The organism is Nocardioides sp. SR21 (assembly GCF_022761125.1).
Lineage (GTDB): Bacteria > Actinomycetota > Actinomycetes > Propionibacteriales > Nocardioidaceae > Nocardioides.
The window spans coordinates 54,636-72,610 of record NZ_JAKWJR010000003.1; the positions used below are offsets into that span (position 1 = coordinate 54,636).

Here is a 17,975-nt window from a genome sequence, read left to right on the forward strand (position 1 = left end):
CGGTGGTCTAAAATAGGAACACGTTCCAGTTCACCGGTACGGCGTGTCCCACGCACCCGGCAGACCCCGACTGACTCGGGCGCAACAGAGAGGGTGCGGATGCGGATCGCACTGCTGTCCTATCGGAGCAAGCCCCACTGCGGCGGCCAGGGCATCTACATCCGGCACCTCAGCCGGGAGCTCACGAAGCTGGGTCACTCGGTCGAGGTGTTCTCCGGACAGCCCTACCCGGACCTGGACGAGGGCGTGGCGCTGACCAAGCTCCCGAGCCTGGACCTCTACCGCGAGCCGGACCCGTTCCGGGTGCCGAAGCTCAAGGAGTTCCGCGACCGCATCGACGTCGAGGAGTTCGCCACCATGTGCGTGGCCGGGTTCCCGGAGCCGAAGACCTTCAGCCTGCGCGCCGCGCGCGCCCTGCAGGAGCGGATCGACGACTTCGACATCGTGCACGACAACCAGGTGCTCGGCTACGGGATGCTCGAGATCGAGAAGATGGGTCTCCCGCTCCTCACCACGCTGCACCACCCGATCAGCTACGACCGGCGCATCGACATCGCCGCGACCAAGAACCCCTGGCGCAAGTTCACGCTCACCCGGTGGTACGGCTTCGTGAAGATGCAGGCCCGCGTCGCCCGCCAGGCGCGCAAGATCCTGACCCCGTCGGAGACGTCGAAGCGCGACATCGCCAAGGACTTCGGCGTGGACCCGGCCCGGATGCAGGTGATCCTGCTCGGCGTCGACGACCTCTTCGTGCCGCCGACCAAGCCGCGCGTGCCCGGCCGGATCATGGCGATGGCCAGTGCCGACGCGCCGATGAAGGGCATCTCCACCCTCCTCGAGGCGTTCGCCAAGCTGCGCACCGAGCGCGACGTCGAGCTGTTCCTGGTCACCAAGCCCAAGCCGGGTGGCCGCACCGAGAAGCTCATCGACAAGCTCTCGATCCAGGACTCCGTCCGCTTCGTGCACGGCATCAGCGACGCCGAGCTGGTCGAGCTGATGGGCTCCGCCGAGCTCGCCTGCGTGCCGTCGCTCTACGAGGGCTTCTCGCTCCCGACCGCCGAGCTGATGGCCTGCGCGACCCCGCTGGTCGCCTCCGACGCCGGCGCGATCCCCGAGGTCGTCGGCCCCGACGGCCTCTGCGCCGACCTGGTCACCGCCGGTGACGTCGGCGAGCTCGAGCAGGCGATCGCGGCCCTGCTCGACGACCCCGAGCGCCGGGCGCGGTACGGCGCCGCCGGCCGCAAGCGGGTCGAGGAGATGTTCAGCTGGCGAGCCGTGGCGCAGAAGGTCGCCGTGGCGTACGAAGAAGTGATCGCGGACTTCCGGGTCTCGACGAGCTCGACCACCGAGGAGAACTAGTGCTGACCGTTGACTTCGACCGCCTCGGGCTGCTGCCGGGGGACCGCGTGCTCGACATGGGCTGCGGCGGCGGGCGGCACGCATTCGAGATGTACCGCCGGGGCGCCGACGTGATGGCCTTCGACATGGACGCCGACGAGCTCGCCGGCGTGCTCGAGATCTTCGGCGCCATGAAGGAGCAGGGCGAGGTCCCCGAGGGCGCCCATGCCGACATCAAGCAGGGCGACGCGCTCGCGCTGCCGTTCGCGGACGGCGAGTTCGACCGGATCGTCGCGGCGGAGGTGCTGGAGCACATCCACGCCGACGTCGACGCGATCAAGGAGCTGGTCCGGGTGCTGCGGCCCGGCGGCACGATGGCGATCACGGTGCCGCGCTGGCTGCCCGAGGTCATCAACTGGAAGCTCTCGGACGAGTACCACAACGCCGAGGGCGGTCACATCCGCATCTACACCGACCACGAGCTGATCGACAAGGTCACCAAGGCCGGGAAGTTCAACGACGGCGAGCCCGGCGACGCGATGGTGTTCGAGGGCAAGGACTACGCCCACGGGCTGCACGCGCCGTACTGGTGGATCAAGTGCGCGGTCGGCGTCAACAACGACGACCACCCGGCCGCGAAGGCGTACCACAAGCTGCTCGTCTGGGAGATCATGAAGCAGCCCAAGACGCTCCAGTACGCCGGCAAGGTGCTCGACCCGCTGATCGGCAAGAGCATGGTCCTGTACTTCCGCAAGCCGGAAGATCTCTCGTGAGCCTTCCCTACGTCGAAGGCATCCTCACCGCTGACCAGGTCGCCGACAGTGCGGCCGCGATCGCAGCCATGCAGGAGCCGTGCGGTGCGGTGCCGTGGACGACCGGCGAGCACGTCGACATCTGGAACCACGTCGAGGCCGCGATGGCGATGCTGGTCGGCGGGCAGGTCGAGGCCGCCGAGCGCGCCTACGCCTGGGTGCCGACGATGCAGCACGCCGACGGCTCGTTCCCGATGAAGATCGTGAACGGCGTGGCCGACGACGACCGCGGTGACGTCAACATGACGGCGTACCTCGCGGTCGGCGTCTGGCACCACTGGCTGGTGCGCCGCGACCTCGAGTTCGTGAAGCAGTACTGGCCGACCGTGCGCTCCGCGCTCGACTGGGTGGTCGCGCAGCAGGTCTCGTGGGGCGGCATCAACTACACGCCGACCGAGGACTACTGCCTGCTCACCGGCAACTCCAGCATCTACCAGTCGCTGCGCGCCGGCGTCGCGCTCGCCGACCTGCTCGACGACCCGCAGCCCGAGTGGGAGCTCGCCGGCGGCCGCCTCGGCCACGCCGTGCGCGAGCACCGCGACCTGTTCGAGGACAAGTCCATCCACTCGATGGACTGGTACTACCCGGTCCTCGGCGGCGCGGTGCGCGGCCGCGACGCGTTCGAGCTGCTGGACAGCCGCTGGGACGACTTCGTGCGGCCCGGCCTCGGCATCCTCTGCGTCAGCACGAACCCGTGGGTGACCGGTGCCGAGACCTGCGAGCTGGTGATGGCGCTCGACTCCCTCGGCGACCACCGCCGCGCGCTGACGCTGCTGAAGGACGTGCAGTTCCTGCGCGAGGACGACGGGCGCTACTGGACCGGCTGGGTGTACGGCGACGCGGACATCGACCCCGAGTCCGGCGAGCCGCGCAACGTGCACTGGCCCGACGAGCACACGACGTACACCGCCGCGGCCGTGATCCTCGCGGTCGACGCCCTCGGTGAGGTCGCCGGCCACGGCACCGCCGGCTCCGGGATCATGCGCGGCACCTCGCTGGCGCCGCACTTCGCCGAGCTCGCGCTCGAGTGCGGGTGCCCGTCAGCCGACCCCCTCTCAGTTGACGGAGTCGCCCGCCTGTCCTGACGTTCGCCGCAGCACCCGCATGGAGCCCAGCGCCTCCACCTCGGTGAAGGCGCCGCTCTCGAGCGCGCGCAGGAAGACGTGGTACGGCGGCTGCCCGCCGTCGGCCGGGTCGGGGAACACGTCGTGGATGACCAGCAGGCCGCCGTCCATCACCCACGGCGCCCAGCCGGCGTAGTCGTTCTGCGCGTGGATCTCGGCGTGGCCGCCGTCGATGAACAGCAGTGACAGGGGAGTGCGCCAGTGGGCGCTGACCGTGGTGCTCCTGCCGATGAGCGCCACGACCTGGTCCTCGAGGCCGGCCCGGGCGATCGTGCGCCGGAAGACCGGCAGGGTGTCCATCAGCCCGAACTCGTCGTCGACCAGCGAGGGGTCGTGGTGCTCCCAGCCGGCCTGGTTCTCCTCCGAGCCGCGGTGGTGGTCGACGGTGAACACGACGCCGCCGACCTCGCGCGCGGCGGCGCCCTGGTAGATCGCGGACTTGCCGCAGTAGGTGCCGACCTCCAGCGCCGGTCCGTGCGGGAGGCGCTCCAGGGCGTAGCGGTGCAGCAGCATGCCCTCGTCCTCGGGCATGAAGCCCTTCGCGGCCAGGGCGTGGTCGATCCAGTCGGTGCTCACGGCACGACTCTAGTAGGATTGGAACACGTTCTAGTTTTCGAGGAGCCCCATGTCGATCGGAATCTCCGACGAGCACGTCGAGCTGGCCTCGAGCCTGCGCAAGTGGGCCGCCGACCTGAAGGGTCGTGAGCTCGCGCGGGCCGCCGAGGAGGACGCCTCGGCGACCTTCGACTCCGCGTGGGCGGCGGTCAGCGAGATGGGCGTGCCGACGATCGGGATGCCGGAGTCCGCCGGCGGGGGAGGCGGTACGACGCTCGACGTGGCCGTCGCGCTCGAGGCGTGCGCCCACGAGCTGGTGCCCGGCCCGCTGCTCGGGCCGGCTGTCGCTGCCGCGCTCGGCCTGGACGCCGACGGCGTGATCGGACTGGCCCTGGGCGACGTCGTCTGGGACGCGCCGTCGGCCACCCATGTGCTCGCCGACGTCGACGGATGGACGCTGCTCCCGCGCGACGCGGTCGAGCTCACCCCGTCGCTCGGCCTCGACCTGTCGCGGCGCTTCGGGTCCCTCACGGTGCTCGACGCCCCCGCGGGTACGCCGGTCGACATCACGACCGCCCAGGTGCGGCGTACCGCCGTGACGCTGGGGGCCGCCGAGGCCGCGGGCATCGCGCGCTGGTGCCTGGCGACCGCGGTGGAGTACGCCAAGGTGCGCGAGCAGTTCGGCCAGAAGATCGGCAGCTTCCAGGCGATCAAGCACCTCTGTGCCGAGATGCTCGAGATCGCCGAGTCGGTCACCGCCGCCGCGTGGGACGTCGCGTCCGCGGCGTCCGGCGACGAGGAGCAGTGGGCCTTCGCCGCCGACGTGGCGGAGGCCATCGCCTTCGACGGCGCGGTCGAGGTCGCGAAGTCCTGCATCCAGGTGCTCGGCGGGATCGGCTTCACGTTCGAGCACGACGCGCACTTCTACCTGCGCCGGGCGCTCACCCTCCGCGGACTGCTGAGCGACGGGGACGAGGCCGCCGAGCGGCTCACCGCCGCCGCGGTCGCGGGAGTACGCCGGCGCGTGCACCTCGACCTCGAGGGCCGCGACGAGGCGATCCGCGCCGAGGTGCGGGCGACCGTGGCGCGGATCGCCGAGCAGCCGGACGACCAGCGCCGGGCCGCGTTCGTCGAGACGGGGTACCTCACGCCGCACTGGGCGCCGCCGTACGGCCTCGGGGCGGACGCGGTCACGCAGATCGTCATCGACCAGGAGCTCGCCGCGGCCGAGCTCACCCGGCCGGACATCGTGATCGCCGGCTGGGCGCTGCCGACGATCCTCGAGCACGGCACCGACGCGCAGCGCGAGCAGTTCGTGACGCCGTCGCTGCTGGGTGAGCTGGTGTGGTGCCAGCTGTTCTCCGAGCCGGGTGCCGGGTCCGACCTCGCCGCGCTGCGCACCCGCGCCGAGAAGGTGGACGGCGGGTGGAGGCTCAACGGCCAGAAGGTCTGGAACTCCGTCGCCGAGCGCGCCGACTGGGGCATCTGCCTGGCCCGCACGAACCCGGATGCCCCCAAGCACCGGGGCATCTCGTACTTCCTCGTCGACATGCGGACACCGGGGATCGACGTGCGGCCGCTCCGTGAGATCACCGGGAAGGCGCTGTTCAACGAGGTGTTCCTCGACGACGTGTTCGTGCCCGACGACATGGTGGTCGGCGAGGTCGACGACGGCTGGAAGCTGGCCCGCACGACGCTGGCCAACGAGCGGGTCGCGATGGCCACCAGCCGGCTCAGCAAGAGCACCGAGAGGGCCGTCGAGCTCGCCGGCGCCGGCGTCACCGCCGCGCAGCGGGTCGCGGTCGGCCACTCGATCGCGCTCTCCACGGTCTGCTCGCTGCTCGGGGTCCGCTCGACGATGCGGTCGCTGGCCGGGCTCGGGCCTGGCGCGGAGTCGAGCGTGGCCAAGCTGCTCGGGGTGCGCAACCGCCAGGACGGCGCGGAGCTCGTGGTCGCGCTGCACGGCGACATGGTCGCGCTGGGCGGCGGCCCAGACCCTGACGCGGTGCGCGCCGACGTCTGGGAGATGCTCAACACCCGCTGCCTGTCGATCGCGGGCGGCACCACGCAGATCCTGCGCAACGTGGCCGGCGAGCGGATCCTCGGCCTGCCCCGCTAGCCTCCGAGGCATGAGCGAGCTGGACCAGGAACTCCGGGGCACCTGGACGTCGCGAGCGATCGCCCGCTCCGGCGCAGGGGGACTGCTGTACGGCGCGATCGTGACCGGTGCTGTGCTCGTGGTCAGCGGCACGCACCACGCGTCGATGCGCACGATCCTCGCCGCCTGGGCGTTCGTGCTGGTGACGTACTGGCTCGCCCACGTCTACGTGCACACGACGCAGTCGCAGTTCGAGGGCGACCACCGCAACTTCGTGCTGCGGTCGCTCAGCGCGATGCGCGAGGAGCTGTCGGTGCTGGCGGGCGGCGTACCCGGGATGGCGGTGTTCCTGATCGTCTACGCCGGCGGCGAGGACACCGTGGCCGCCGCGAAGGTCGCGATCTACTTCACGGTGCTCATCCTGGCCATCGTCGGCTACCTCGGCGGCCGGCACGCCGGCCGGTCGCAGTGGGCGGCGCTCGGCGAGGCCGCGGGGGCGGCGCTGCTCGGCGGCGTGCTCGTGGTCGCGAAGATCCTGCTGCACTAGTGTCCTGAGGACTTCGGATTCAGGCCACTAATCGGTCGAGCCGACCACGACCGTCGCAGTGCGGGACTCGCCGTCGCGCAGGTAGGTGACCTCGACCTCGGAGCCGACCTCCAGTCCGATCTCGATCCGGGTCAGGTCGTCGGGGTTGCGGACGACGTTCCCGTCGATCTCGGTGACGACGTCGCCCACCTCGATGCCGGCGTCGGAGGACGGTGGCGCGGCGACCTGGACGAACAGTCCGCTCGCGAGGCCGTCCTGGACGCCCTGGCCCTGGAGGCCGAGGGTCGGGTGGGCGACCTGCCCGGTCTCGATCAGCTCCGCGACGACGGGCGTCATCAGGGACGTCGGCACGGCGAAGTTCAGGCCGACGCTCCCGGTGTCGCCCTCCGGCGACCGGCCGGCGGTGTTGATCCCGACGAGGCGGCCGCGGCAGTCGACCAGCGCGCCCCCGCTGTTGCCGGGGTTGATCGAGGCGTCGGTCTGGATCGAGCCGACCAGGAACGTCGTACCGCCCTCGGCGGTCGGGACCTGCACCGTGCGACCGGTGGCGCTGACGATGCCCGCGGTCACGGTCGAGCTCAGGCCGAGCGGGGCGCCGAGCGCCACCACGGGCTGGCCGACGCGGACGGCTCCGGAGTCACCGACCACGACCCGGTCCGCGTGCTCGTCCGCGTCGTCGGTCTCGAGCACCGACAGGTCGGTCACCGGGTCGCCGCCGACCAGCGTGGCCGGCGAGGTGTGGCCGTCGGCGTACGTCACGCTCAACGACGCGCCCCGGCGGGCGAACGCGGTGACGTGGTCGTTGGACACGATGTAGGTCCCGTCCTGGTCGAGGACCACGCCCGAGCCGCTGCTGGTGCGGTCGCCCTTCGTGACGGTCACTGTCACCACCGACGGCAGGACGTCACCGGCGACGTCCTGGACGTCGCACGAGCCGGCCGGGTCGACCGCGTGCCAGACGACGGTGGCGAGTGCTCCGCCCACGAGGCCGCCTGCGAGCGCGACGGCGGCCCCGATGGCGATCATCCGGCGGCGCTCCACGGCGGCTCCCTCCGACCGGACGAGCGTAGCGTTCGCGGTCGGAGAAAACTTTCGCGCTCGGTGTCGAAAAGGCCGCCGGCCGTTCGATGTACCTGCGAGAAGCAAGCCACCAGCAACCAGTAGGAGTGATCGAGATGCCGCGTTTCATGGGATTCGTCCGGATGGAAGAGGGCCAGGGCATGGCGCCGCAGTCGCTGTTCGACGCGATGGACACCTACATCGGCGAGCAGGCCGCGAAGGGCGTCTTCCTCGACGGCGGCGGGCTGTTCGGCACCGAGGACACCGTGAACTTCATCTCCAGCGGGGGCGAGGTCAGCCGCGTCGACGGCCCGTACGCCGAGGCCAAGGAGGTCGTCGGAGGCTGGGCGCTGATGAAGTACGACTCGCTCGAGGAGGCCATCGCCGGCCAGCAGGAGTTCGCCGAGCTGCACGCGAAGCACTGGCCCGAGGCCACCGTGGTCGCGACGCTGCGCCAGGTCGCCGAGGAGCCGGAGGAGACCGGCGCCTGACCTCCGGTGCTGCCGGCGCGCACGTGGCCGCCGGCGGCACCGGCGTCGTCAGGTCAGCAGCTTCCAGGTCCCTTCCGACACGACCTCCACGGTGCCGCCGACGACGGTGAGGGCCGTCTGGTCGTCGATGGCGTAGGCCGGGCCGGAGATGCCGGCCGCCCACTGCTGCGCCACGGCCATGGAGTTGCCCGGCTCGCCGTCCGGCGCCAGGTGCGGGCAGATCGAGAAGTCGACGACGCCCAGGGTGCTGTCGTCGCCGGTCGGCGGTCGCCACTGGATGAAGTCGTCGCCGACCTCGGGGGTCATCACCATGCTGCCGGCGCTCAGCCCGACCCACACCGTGTCGGTCAGCGACGGGATCAGGTCGGCGAGGCCGGACTCCCGCATCCAGTGGCACAGGTAGAGCACGTCCCCGCCCGCCACCAGGAGGGCGTCGGTCTCCCGGACCAGCGGGACCCAGCGGTCCTCGTCGATGCTCGGCAGGGCGGTCAGCTCCAGCACGCCCATCGACTTCCAGCCCAGGTCGACCATCGGGTTCTGGCTCTTCCCGCTGATGAACTGCCACGCCCTCGCCCCTGGGCCGACCCACGGGTGTCCGTACTGCGCGGTGGGGATGCAGAGGGCGCTGGACTCGCCGATCGGCTTGCCCAGCAGCTCGACGAGCGCGTCGCGGATGCTGGGGTTCGAGATGCCCGCGGACGTGAGTAGCAGCTTCAAGGTCTCTCCCGGTCGGATCGCGATGTCTGTGGGGGCGTGACGTACCGACCCGGCGTCACCGCAGGACTCATCGGCCTCGATGGTGTCCGGGTTGCTCGAGGTGCGAGCCGGATCAGGCCGGTCCGCCGCCGAAGCCGATCTCGTTGCCGTCCTCGTCGCGGAAGATCGCCTTGCGGACGCCGTTCTCGTACGTCTCGGTGCGTGCCGGCTCCAGGCCACGCGAAGCAGCGGAGGCGAGGAACCCGTCCAGGTCCTCGAGGAAGACGGTCACCATCGCGTGACCGGCGTGCTCGGGCTCGAGCGCCACGTACAGGTAGCGGTGCTCGGCGACCTCGAAGACGCACTCGGTGTCGTGGGCGTGGAACGCGGGAGCCCGGCCGAGCAGCCGCTCGACCCAGGTGACGCCGCGGGCGTAGTCGGTGACGCCGACACCGGCGAACAGGTCCATGTCGGTTCGACCTCCTGGGTATCGCGGAGTCATCGGTCGCGCCGCGCTGTCTGCGATAGTCGGTCGGGTGAGTGCGGAGGCGCAACGTCAGGACCGCGGTCGGGACTTCGATGGCGTCCGGATCGGTCGACCCGCCACCGGGGCCCTGATCGATGCCGGCTACCGCGTGATCGGCGATCTGCCGGACGACCTGGGCAACCTGCTCGAGCTGCACGGCGTCGGCCCGAAGGCCGTGCGGCTGCTGGTCGAGGCGAGGGCGTCCGGGTAGGGGCCAGCCCGTCCGGGTCAGCCTCGCCCGTGCTCGCGACGCCAGCCGTTCCAGTGCCAGTGGAGGTACCGGTCGATCGCGCGGACGACGTGCGCCGACCGGATCGACGGGAACACGTCGAACGCGTGCTGGGCGCCGGGGAGCTCGGCGTACACGACCGTGGCGCCGGAGATCTCGCGCAGCCGGGAGACGAACAGCCGCGCCTGCTCGACGTTGACGAGCGTGTCGTGGGCACCGTGGAGGACGAAGAAGTCCGGCGCCTCCTTGGTGATCCGGAGCAGGGGAGTGCCGGCCTCGAACACCTCGGGCGCGTCCTCCCAGCCCTGCCGGACCACCCGCGGGGCGAGGAAGAGGTCGCGCATCTGCGCGGCGCTGCGCAGGCCGGTCGAGCCCGCGAAGTCGTAGACCCCGTAGTGGGGCACGGCGACCGCCACGCTGGTGTCGGCGTCCTCGAAGCCGGGCTGGTACGCCGGGTCGTTCGGGGTGACCGCGGCGAGCGCGGTGAGGTGCCCGCCGGCCGAGCCGCCGGTGATCGCGATGTAGTCGGGGTCGCCGCCGTACTCCTCGATGTGCTCGCGGATCCAGGCGATCGCGCGCTTCACGTCAACGATCTGGGCGGGGAACGGGTCGCGCGGCGCGAGCCGGTAGTTGATCGCGACGCACACCCAGCCCTTGGCGGCGAGGTGCTGCATCAGCGGGATGCCCTGCTGGTCCTTGTTGCCGATCGTCCAGCCGCCGCCGTGCACCTGCAGCAGGACCGGAGCACCGGAGACAGGCTCCGCAGGGCGGTAGATGTCGAGCAGCCCGCGCTTGCCGTGCTCCGGCGCGTACGCGACGTTCTTCTCGACCACGACGTCGAGCGCGCGCATCCGGAACGGGTTCGCGAGCCTGCGCCACGGGGTCGCGAGCTCGGCCGGCGTGGGCTTCGCGTCGAGCTGCTCGAGGTAGTCGTAGCCGAGCCCCTCGACGAGGGCGTCCTCGGCGTCCTTCTGCACCCGGCGGGACTGGTCGAGCAGGAACGCCTGGCCGGCGAGGTTCGCCGCTGCCAGCGCGAGGCCGGCGACCGAGCGCCGCCGGCCGCGTCGTACGACGTGCGCGGTGGTGTCGGCCGCGGTGAGGGCGAACAGGTGCTGGGCGAGCTCCGAGGTCAGCCAGCCGAACGCGAACGCCGGGACGCCGGCTCGGAAGCCGGGCGCGGGACGGATCGCGTTCGCGGTGAGGGCAGCGGTGACGACCTGGCGGCGGAGAAAGGCCATAGGTCCCACGTTAGAACGTGTTTCCAGCGGAGAGACTGGTCTGAGAGGCGGGTCACGCGTGTCCTCCCCGACGGCGGCTCGTTCACAGACGAGAACGTGTTCCACCGGAGGGAGAAGGTTGATGGACCGGCTGTCGGGGCTCGACGCGAGCTTCCTGTACCTCGAGACGCCCGCGCAGCTGATGCACGTCTGCGGCGTGATCGTGCTCGACGCCAGCACGATCCCCGAGGGCTACACCTACGCCTGCTTCCGCGCCGAGCTGGACCGCCGCGTGCGCGACGTACCGGAGTTCACCCGCAAGCTGCGCAAGGTGCCGCTCGGGCTCGACCACCCGATCTGGGTCCACGACAAGCACTTCGACATCGATCACCACGTGCACCGCCTCGCACTGCCGTCGCCGGGCGGGTACGCCGAGCTCGTCGAGCTCACCAGCCACCTCGCCGGGCTGCCGCTGGACCGCTCGCGGCCGCTGTGGGAGATGTGGGTGATCGAGGGGTACGTCGGCGCGGACGGCCAGGAGCGGGTCGTGGTGTTCTCGAAGATGCACCACGCGACCGTCGACGGCGTCTCCGGGTCGAACCTCATCTCGCACCTGTGCAGCCTCGAGCCGGACGCCGACCCGATGGCCGAGGCAGGGGAGCCGCGCACCGTGCGCGAGCCGGGCCACCGCGAGCTGTTCGGCCGATCGGTCGTGAGCATGGTGACCCGACCGCTGAACGCCGTCCGCCTGGTGACCCCGTCGGTCGAGCTGGTCACGAAGACCATCGGCCGCGCGCGAGCGGGCACGGCGATGGCGGCGCCCTTCTCGGCGCCGCGGACGTCGTTCAACGGCACGATTACCGGCCACCGCGGGATCGCCCTCGCGGACATGGACCTCGAGGACGTGCGCCAGATCAAGAACGCCACCGGCACGACCGTCAACGACGTGGTGCTGGCGGTCGCCGGCGGCGCGCTGCGCGGCTACCTGGAGGACCGCGACGAGCTGCCGTCGAGCTCGCTGCTCGCGACCGTGCCGGTCTCGGTGCGCGAGGAGTCGCGGCACTCGAGCGGCGCCAACAAGGTCTCGGCGCTGTTCGCCAAGCTCGGCACGGACACCGACGACCCGCTCGAGCGGCTGCGCGACCTCGCCGAGCGCAACAGGAACGCCAAGGAGCACCACTCCGCGATCAGCGCGGACTCGCTGCAGGACTGGGCGGAGTTCGCGGCGCCGCGGACGTTCGGCCTGGCCGTGCGTGCGTACGCCGGCTTCAAGCTGCCCGAGCGGCACCCGGTCGTGCACAACCTGGTGATCTCCAACGTCCCCGGCCCGCCGATCCCGCTGTACTTCATGGGCGCGCTGATCGAGGGGCTCTACCCGCTCGGGCCGGTCTTCCACGGCGCCGGGCTCAACGTCACGGTGATGTCCAACAACGGCTCCGTGCACGTCGGGCTGATCGCCTGCCAGGAGTCGATGCCGGACATCGAGGACCTGGTGCGCCGCTTCCCGGCCGAGCTGGCGAGGCTGAAGGCCGCCGTGGTGGCGGACTCCCGACCGACCAAGCGGCCGGTCAAGCGGACGCGGAAGCCCGTCGGCGCCTCGCGTTGACGGTGTTGACCGCGTCGAGCAGCGCGGGCACGAACCGCTCGGACTCCAGCACGCACGCCGCGTGACCGGCCGGGATGTCGTGGACCGTCGCCCCGGGGATCTTGCGGGCGAGCGCGACCTGGTTGTCCGGTGACAGCACCTTGTCCTTGAGGGTCACCACGACCGCCACGGGTACGTCGATCCGGGACAGCCACGGTCGCGAGTGGTGGCGGCCGAGCGCCGCGACGGCCTGACCCACGGCCCAGGGACTCGTGCTGCGGAACTCCGCCAGCGCCCAGTCGTGCATGTCGGTCGGGCGCAGGTCCAGCGCGGCGGCGGCGGTCCTGGCCGCGCGCACCGCCGTACGCGATCGCGAGAGGCCGCGGGTCGCGCCCATCGCCAGGCCCATCGCGGCGTGGAAGGCGCGCTCGGTGATCGTCGAGCGGAACCGATCGGTGGTCGCGCACAGCACCAGGCCGCCGACCTTGTCGGGGTGCTGGCGCCAGACCCGCTGGGCGATGATCGAGCCCATCGAGAAGCCGGCGATGATCGGGGCGTCCAGCCCGAGCTCGTCGATGAGCGCGGCGACGTCGTCGGCGCAGTCGTGGATCGAGAAGTCGTCGGACTGGATGCCGCGGCCGTGCCAGCGCTGGTCCATGGTGATCACGCGGTAGCGACGCGACAGGGGCCCGATCGACGGGAACCAGGTCAGCAGCCCGGTGCACCCGACGGCGTGCAGCAGCACGACGGTGGGGGAGTCGCGCCGTGGGCCCGGTGTGTCGGTGACGTACGCCGCGCCGCGGCCGGGCAGATCGACCATCCGGCCCTCGGGGATGCGCACGTAGGGCACGTAGACCGAGCTGGTCAGCAGGCTTCGGGGGGTCGGCAGTCGCACGGTCACCTCTCGGGTCGTGTCGCTGTGTCATTTCGGTGGGGAGTAGAACACGTTACAGTTTCCGCATTCCGTCCGTTGGTGAGACGTCGGTAGGAGAGGCACGTGACGCAAGACCTGGAGGCCACCGAGGCCGTCCGCAGCGTGGTCCGAGAGGCCCTGGACCGTGCGGGGGACGACCCTGATGCGACCTGGCAGGCGTTCGCCGACGCCGGCCTGCTCTCGCTGCCCGTACCCGACGCATGTGGTGGGGAAGCCCTCGGTCTCACCGAGGTGGCCGTGCTGCTGCGCGAGACCGGCCACCGCGTGGTCCAGCTCCCGGTCTGGGAGACACTCTGCTGCGGCGTGCTGACGCTCGCCGCCGCCGGTTCGGAGGAGCAGCAGCAGGCGCTGCTCCGGGGCGTGGCCACGGGCGAGACGATCCTGACGCCGGCGCTGCGCGAGCTCGCGCCGACGACGTACGCCGGTGGCGCCGTGACCGGCCGCAAGATCGGCGTGACGTACGCCGACAAGGCCTCCCGGCTGCTCGTCACGGCGTCGTCGGACGACGGCCCCGTGGTCGCGCTGGTCGACCCGGCCGACCCGGGCGTGACGCTGCTGCCGTCGCACTCGTCGATGGGCGCGACCCAGCACACCGTCGTGCTCGCCGGCGCGCACGCCGAGCTGCTCCCGGGCGCCGACGCGGCGCGGATCCTGGACGAGCTGGCGACCGCCGGCCTCTGCCTGACCGCGGCCGGCGTGGTCGCCGGGGCCCGCGACCTGACGGCGACGTACATCAAGGGCCGGACGCAGTTCGGCCGGACGCTGGCGGAGTTCCAGGCGGTCGCGATGCAGATCGCCGACGTGTACATCACCTCGCGCACCCTCGACCTCGCCTCGGCCAACGCGGCCTGGCGGATCGGCGAGGGCCTCGACGTGGCCGACGACCTCGCGGTGGCGGCGTACTGGACCTGCCACGAGGCCCCGGGCGCGATGCGGACCTGCCACCACCTGCACGGGGGCATGGGCGTCGACGTCACCTACCCGATGTACCGCTACTTCTCCTGGATCACCGACATCTGCCACGCGCTCGGCGCGCAGGCGGAGGACGTCGCGATCGAGGACCCGGTCGCCAAGAACCTCGAGCTCACCGCCGAGCAGCGGGCGCTGAAGGCCGAGCTGCGGGAGTACTTCGGCAACCTCGCCGACGAGAACGAGCACCGCGACATGGGGCTCGACCGGCACGGCGAGACCTACCAGCGTGTCGTACGGCAGATGGGCACCGACGGCTGGATGGGCGTCGGCTGGCCGAAGGAGTACGGCGGGCACGGGCTCGGCGAGATCGAGCAGACCATCTTCGCCAACGAGGCGCAGCGTGCCGACGTGCACCTGCCGGCGGTGACGCTGCAGACGGTCGGGCCGACGCTGATCAGGTACGGCACCGAGAAGCAGAAGGACCTGTTCCTCAAGCGGATCCTGGCCGGCGACGTGCACTTCGCGATCGGCTACAGCGAGCCCGACGCGGGCACCGACCTCGCGTCGCTGCGCACGACCGCGCGGCGCGACGGCGACCACTACGTCGTCAACGGGCAGAAGCTCTGGACGACCGGCGGCCACCAGGCCGACTATCTCTGGCTCGCGGTGCGCACCGACCCGGACGCCCCGAAGCACAAGGGCATCTCGATCCTGATCGTCGACACCAAGGACCCGGGCTACTCCTGGACGCCGATCATCACCGCCGACGGCTCGCACCACGTGAACGCGACGTACTTCAACGACGTGCGGGTGCCGGTCGACATGCTCGTCGGCGAGGAGAACCAGGGCTGGAAGCTGATCACCACCCAGCTCAACCACGAGCGCGTGATGCTCGGGCCGGCCGGCCGCATCGAGGGTCTGCGCGACCGCGTCGCGGAGTGGGCGACGAAGGCCGGCGTCATCGACCGGCCCGACGTACGCCGGGTGATGGGCGAGGCGACCGCGGTCTTCCGCGTCAACGAGCTGCTGAACTGGGAGGTCGCACGCGCGGCCGCGGTCGGTGAGATCTCGGTCGGCGACGCGTCGTCGTCGAAGGTCTTCGCCGCCGACCAGGTGCAGCACCTGTCGGCCGACCTGGTCGACATCGTGCACCGCTACGGCGACCCGGCCGACGAGGAGACCGACGAGCTGATGACGTACCTGGACGCGCAGGCGAAGCGGAACCTGGTGCTCACCTTCGGCGGTGGCGTGCAGGAGGTGCAGCGCGAGCTGATCGCGATGTTCGGCCTCGGGCTGCCGCGGGTGCCGCGATGAGTGACCCGATCCTGGCCGAGGCCGAGCGGATCAAGGCGCTGGGAGAGTGCTCGGAGTCGTGGGCGCCGTACGAGGTGAACCAGGCGACGATCGGGACCTGGCTCGATGCGATGGGCTACGAGAACGAGCGGTTCCGCAACGGCGAGGCGCCGCCGTCGATGGCGCAGGTGTGGACGATGCCCGGGCTCGGCAAGCGCCGGCCGCCGGAGGACCCGCTGAGCCGGATGACCGAGTTCCTCACCGAGCAGGGCTACACCGCCGTGCTCGGCACGAACTGCGAGCAGAGCTACGAACGCTACCTCGAGGTCGGCGAGCGGCTGCGGGTGACCAGCGCGCTGGAGTCGGTCGTGGGGCCGAAGAACACCGCGATGGGCGAGGGCTACTTCGTCACGTCGCGGAACACCTGGTACGTCGGCGACGAGGTGGTGGCGACCATGCTGTTCCGGGTCCTGAAGTTCATCCCGAGGGAGAAGTCCTCGTGATCCGGCCGATGATGGGCCGCGACTCGCAGTTCTTCTGGGACGGCACCGCCGCCGAGGAGCTGCGCATCCAGAAGTGCAACAGCTGCAGCGAGCTGCGCTTCCCGCCGGGGCCGGCGTGCCCGTCGTGCGGCGCCCTCGACCGTGGCCACGTCGTCACCGCCGGCACCGGCACGGTGTTCTCGTACGTCGTGCACCGGCACCCGCCGGTGCCCGGCAAGGAGCTGCCGATCGTGATCGCGCTGATCGACCTCGACGAGGGCGTCCGGATGGTCGGCGAGGTGGTCGACGTGGCTGACGACGAGATCGAGATCGGGATGCCGCTGCGCGTGGACTACAACCGCATCGACGACGACCTGACCCTGCCTGTGTGGCGTCGCGATACGCCTCGTCCCTCGGCTACTCGACGACCGGAAGAAGAGCGATGAAGCCTGGCGACGTGATCCCCGAGTGGTCGCTGCCGATGACCCCGACCACGATCGTGAGCACCGCGATCGCCACGCGGGACTGGCAGGACGTCCACCACGACCGCGACATCGCGCAGGCGGCCGGGTCGAAGGACATCTTCATGAACATCCTCACCAGCAACGGGCTGGTCGAGAAGTACGTCGTCGACTGGGCCGGCCCGGACACCGAGCTGAAGGGGATCTCGATCCGGCTCGGCGCGCCGGCGTACCCCTACGACACGCTGACGTTCAGCGGCACCGTCGAGTCGATCGAGGACGGCATCGCCACGATCTCGGTCGTCGGCCGGGTGTCGCTGGGTGACCACGTCACCGGGACCGTGAAGGTGGTCGCATGAGCCTGTCCGGGAAGGCCGCGATCGCGGGCATCGGCGCCACGGAGTTCTCCAAGGAGTCCGGCCGCTCCGAGCTGCAGCTCTCCGTGGAGGCCGTCCAGGCCGCCTTGGCCGACTGCGGTCTGACCGCCGCCGACGTGGACGGCCTGACGACGTTCACGATGGACACGTCCTCGGAGATCGCGGTCGCCCGTGAGCTGGGGATCCCGGAGCTGCGCTTCTTCAGCCGGATCAACTACGGCGGCGGGGCCGCGTGCGCGACGGTGCAGCAGGCAGCGATGGCGGTGGCGACCGGTGTCGCGGACGTCGTCGTCTGCTACCGCGGCTTCAACGAGCGCTCGGAGTCGCGCTTCGGCCAGGTGTCGGTCGCGGCGGCCACCCAGGTGAACACCAACGGCCTCGACAACGCGTGGACGTACCCGATGGGCCTCGGCACGCCGGCCGCCACCGTCGCGATGCAGGCGCGCCGCTACATGCACGAGTACGGCGCCACCTCGGAGGACTTCGGCCGGGTGGCGGTCGCCGACCGGCGTCACGCCGCGACCAACCCCCACGCGTTCTTCTACGGCAAGCCGATCACGCTGGAGGACCACCAGGCCTCGCGCATGATCGTCGACCCGCTGCACCTGCTCGACTGCTGCCAGGAGTCCGACGGCGCGGTGGCGCTCGTCGTGGTCTCCGCCGAGCGGGCTCGTGACCTGAAGCAGAAGCCGGCGTACATCTCGGCGGCGGCACAGGGGAGCGGGTCGGACCAGTTCGTGATGACGTCGTACTACCGCTCCGACATCGGCATCCCCGAGATGGGCGTGGTCGGCCGCGAGCTGTGGCGCCAGTCCGGCCTGGGCCCGAGCGACATGCGGATGGGCATCCTCTACGACCACTTCACGCCGTACGTCCTCATGCAGCTGGAGGAGCTCGGCTTCTGCGGCCGCGGTGAGGCCCCCGGCTTCATCGCGGGCGGCGCCATCGAGGTCGACGGGAAGTTCCCGCTCAACACCCACGGCGGCCAGCTCGGCGAGGCCTACATCCACGGCATGAACGGCATCGCCGAGGGGGTCCGCCAGATCCGCGGCACCTCGGTCAACCCGGTCCCCGATGTCGAGCACCTCGTCGTCACCGCCGGCACCGGCGTCCCCACCTCGGGCCTGGTGCTGTCGGTCTGAAGGTTGAATCGGGACTTTCGGTCCGTTCAATCGGGAGTTTCGGCGTTCCTTTGACGAGAACTCCGGACTCGACGGACGGAAAGTCCGGACTCGACGG

At 71.0% G+C, this 17,975-nt stretch carries 19 protein-coding genes; 13 read left to right on the forward strand and 6 right to left on the reverse strand.

Translation table 11 applies throughout. From position 1 onward, the window contains the following. The first annotated feature begins 99 nt into the window (after positions 1 to 99). Genes MJ604_RS06255 through MJ604_RS06265 form a run of 3 tightly spaced genes read left to right on the forward strand, consistent with a single transcriptional unit; the run spans position 100 to position 3,235 of the window. The gene (locus MJ604_RS06255; protein ID WP_243057451.1) at positions 100 to 1,359 is read left to right on the forward strand and encodes a glycosyltransferase family 4 protein; all 1,260 of its coding nucleotides are present in this window, start codon (positions 100 to 102) and stop codon (positions 1,357 to 1,359) included. Next, positions 1,359 to 2,111 carry a class I SAM-dependent methyltransferase gene (locus MJ604_RS06260; RefSeq protein WP_243057452.1) on the forward strand — a complete coding sequence of 251 codons (753 nt, stop codon included), beginning with the start codon at positions 1,359 to 1,361 and terminating at the stop codon, positions 2,109 to 2,111. The genes MJ604_RS06255 and MJ604_RS06260 overlap by 1 nt, the downstream gene beginning before the upstream one ends. Continuing rightward, on the forward strand, positions 2,108 to 3,235 hold the full coding sequence (locus MJ604_RS06265; protein WP_243057453.1) for a prenyltransferase: 1,128 nt from the start codon (positions 2,108 to 2,110) through the stop codon (positions 3,233 to 3,235). Before MJ604_RS06260 ends, MJ604_RS06265 begins: the two co-directional genes overlap by 4 nt. On the opposite strand, the gene MJ604_RS06270 is transcribed toward MJ604_RS06265, so the two are convergent. Next, entirely contained in the window at positions 3,206 to 3,850 is a 645-nt protein-coding gene (locus MJ604_RS06270; protein ID WP_243057454.1) for a class I SAM-dependent methyltransferase, read from the reverse strand. The two genes, MJ604_RS06265 and MJ604_RS06270, sit on opposite strands and share 30 nt — an antisense overlap. Positions 3,851 to 3,899: 49 nt before the next feature. Between MJ604_RS06270 and MJ604_RS06275 the strand changes: the two genes are divergently transcribed. Both MJ604_RS06275 and MJ604_RS06280 read left to right on the forward strand, forming a co-directional pair. Then, a complete protein-coding gene (locus tag MJ604_RS06275) occupies positions 3,900 to 5,948 on the forward strand; it encodes an acyl-CoA dehydrogenase (RefSeq protein ID WP_243057455.1) in 2,049 nt (682 codons plus the stop codon). Between the two features lie 10 nt (positions 5,949 to 5,958). Beyond that, a complete protein-coding gene (locus MJ604_RS06280; RefSeq protein WP_243057456.1) occupies positions 5,959 to 6,474 on the forward strand; it encodes a hypothetical protein in 516 nt (171 codons plus the stop codon). 27 nt (positions 6,475 to 6,501) lie between these two features. Here the strand turns inward: MJ604_RS06280 and MJ604_RS06285 are convergent, their stop codons facing one another. Next, complete coding sequence (locus MJ604_RS06285; protein WP_243057457.1) at positions 6,502 to 7,515, reverse strand: S1C family serine protease; 1,014 nt, start codon at positions 7,513 to 7,515, stop codon at positions 6,502 to 6,504. A 134-nt stretch (positions 7,516 to 7,649) separates the two neighbouring features. On the opposite strand from MJ604_RS06285, the gene MJ604_RS06290 reads away from it, so the two are divergent. Beyond that, positions 7,650 to 8,024 (forward strand): YciI family protein, encoded by a 375-nt coding sequence (locus MJ604_RS06290; RefSeq protein WP_243057458.1) that lies wholly within the window; start codon positions 7,650 to 7,652, stop codon positions 8,022 to 8,024. 48 nt (positions 8,025 to 8,072) lie between these two features. On the opposite strand, the gene MJ604_RS06295 is transcribed toward MJ604_RS06290, so the two are convergent. Then, positions 8,073 to 8,741: a Type 1 glutamine amidotransferase-like domain-containing protein gene (locus tag MJ604_RS06295; protein ID WP_243057459.1), complete on the reverse strand. Its 669-nt coding sequence runs from the start codon at positions 8,739 to 8,741 to the stop codon at positions 8,073 to 8,075. A gap of 112 nt (positions 8,742 to 8,853) precedes the next feature. After that, complete coding sequence (locus MJ604_RS06300; RefSeq protein ID WP_243057460.1) at positions 8,854 to 9,189, reverse strand: VOC family protein; 336 nt, start codon at positions 9,187 to 9,189, stop codon at positions 8,854 to 8,856. A gap of 67 nt (positions 9,190 to 9,256) precedes the next feature. Here MJ604_RS06300 and MJ604_RS06305 point away from each other — a divergent pair, with 67 nt between their 5' ends. Continuing rightward, entirely contained in the window at positions 9,257 to 9,457 is a 201-nt protein-coding gene (locus MJ604_RS06305) for a helix-hairpin-helix domain-containing protein (protein ID WP_243057461.1), read from the forward strand. A 17-nt stretch (positions 9,458 to 9,474) separates the two neighbouring features. On the opposite strand, the gene MJ604_RS06310 is transcribed toward MJ604_RS06305, so the two are convergent. Further along, the gene (locus MJ604_RS06310; protein WP_243057462.1) at positions 9,475 to 10,713 is read right to left on the reverse strand and encodes an alpha/beta hydrolase; all 1,239 of its coding nucleotides are present in this window, start codon (positions 10,711 to 10,713) and stop codon (positions 9,475 to 9,477) included. Between the two features lie 121 nt (positions 10,714 to 10,834). Here MJ604_RS06310 and MJ604_RS06315 point away from each other — a divergent pair, with 121 nt between their 5' ends. Continuing rightward, on the forward strand, positions 10,835 to 12,298 hold the full coding sequence (locus tag MJ604_RS06315) for a wax ester/triacylglycerol synthase family O-acyltransferase (RefSeq protein WP_243057463.1): 1,464 nt from the start codon (positions 10,835 to 10,837) through the stop codon (positions 12,296 to 12,298). On the opposite strand, the gene MJ604_RS06320 is transcribed toward MJ604_RS06315, so the two are convergent. Then, the gene (locus tag MJ604_RS06320) at positions 12,261 to 13,172 is read right to left on the reverse strand and encodes an alpha/beta fold hydrolase (protein ID WP_243057464.1); all 912 of its coding nucleotides are present in this window, start codon (positions 13,170 to 13,172) and stop codon (positions 12,261 to 12,263) included. The two genes, MJ604_RS06315 and MJ604_RS06320, sit on opposite strands and share 38 nt — an antisense overlap. A 102-nt stretch (positions 13,173 to 13,274) precedes the next feature. Between MJ604_RS06320 and MJ604_RS06325 the strand changes: the two genes are divergently transcribed. Genes MJ604_RS06325 through MJ604_RS06345 form a run of 5 tightly spaced genes read left to right on the forward strand, consistent with a single transcriptional unit; the run spans position 13,275 to position 17,878 of the window. Beyond that, positions 13,275 to 15,437 (forward strand): acyl-CoA dehydrogenase, encoded by a 2,163-nt coding sequence (locus MJ604_RS06325; RefSeq protein ID WP_243057465.1) that lies wholly within the window; start codon positions 13,275 to 13,277, stop codon positions 15,435 to 15,437. Continuing rightward, positions 15,434 to 15,919, forward strand: a complete 486-nt coding sequence (locus tag MJ604_RS06330; protein ID WP_243057466.1) for a MaoC family dehydratase N-terminal domain-containing protein — start codon at positions 15,434 to 15,436, stop codon at positions 15,917 to 15,919. The genes MJ604_RS06325 and MJ604_RS06330 overlap by 4 nt, the downstream gene beginning before the upstream one ends. Then, positions 15,916 to 16,344, forward strand: coding sequence for a Zn-ribbon domain-containing OB-fold protein (locus MJ604_RS06335; protein WP_243057467.1), 429 nt, complete (start codon positions 15,916 to 15,918; stop codon positions 16,342 to 16,344). Before MJ604_RS06330 ends, MJ604_RS06335 begins: the two co-directional genes overlap by 4 nt. Further along, positions 16,341 to 16,718, forward strand: a complete 378-nt coding sequence (locus tag MJ604_RS06340; RefSeq protein ID WP_243057468.1) for a MaoC family dehydratase — start codon at positions 16,341 to 16,343, stop codon at positions 16,716 to 16,718. Before MJ604_RS06335 ends, MJ604_RS06340 begins: the two co-directional genes overlap by 4 nt. Further along, complete coding sequence (locus MJ604_RS06345; RefSeq protein ID WP_243057469.1) at positions 16,715 to 17,878, forward strand: lipid-transfer protein; 1,164 nt, start codon at positions 16,715 to 16,717, stop codon at positions 17,876 to 17,878. The genes MJ604_RS06340 and MJ604_RS06345 overlap by 4 nt, the downstream gene beginning before the upstream one ends. Positions 17,879 to 17,975 lie beyond the last annotated feature (97 nt).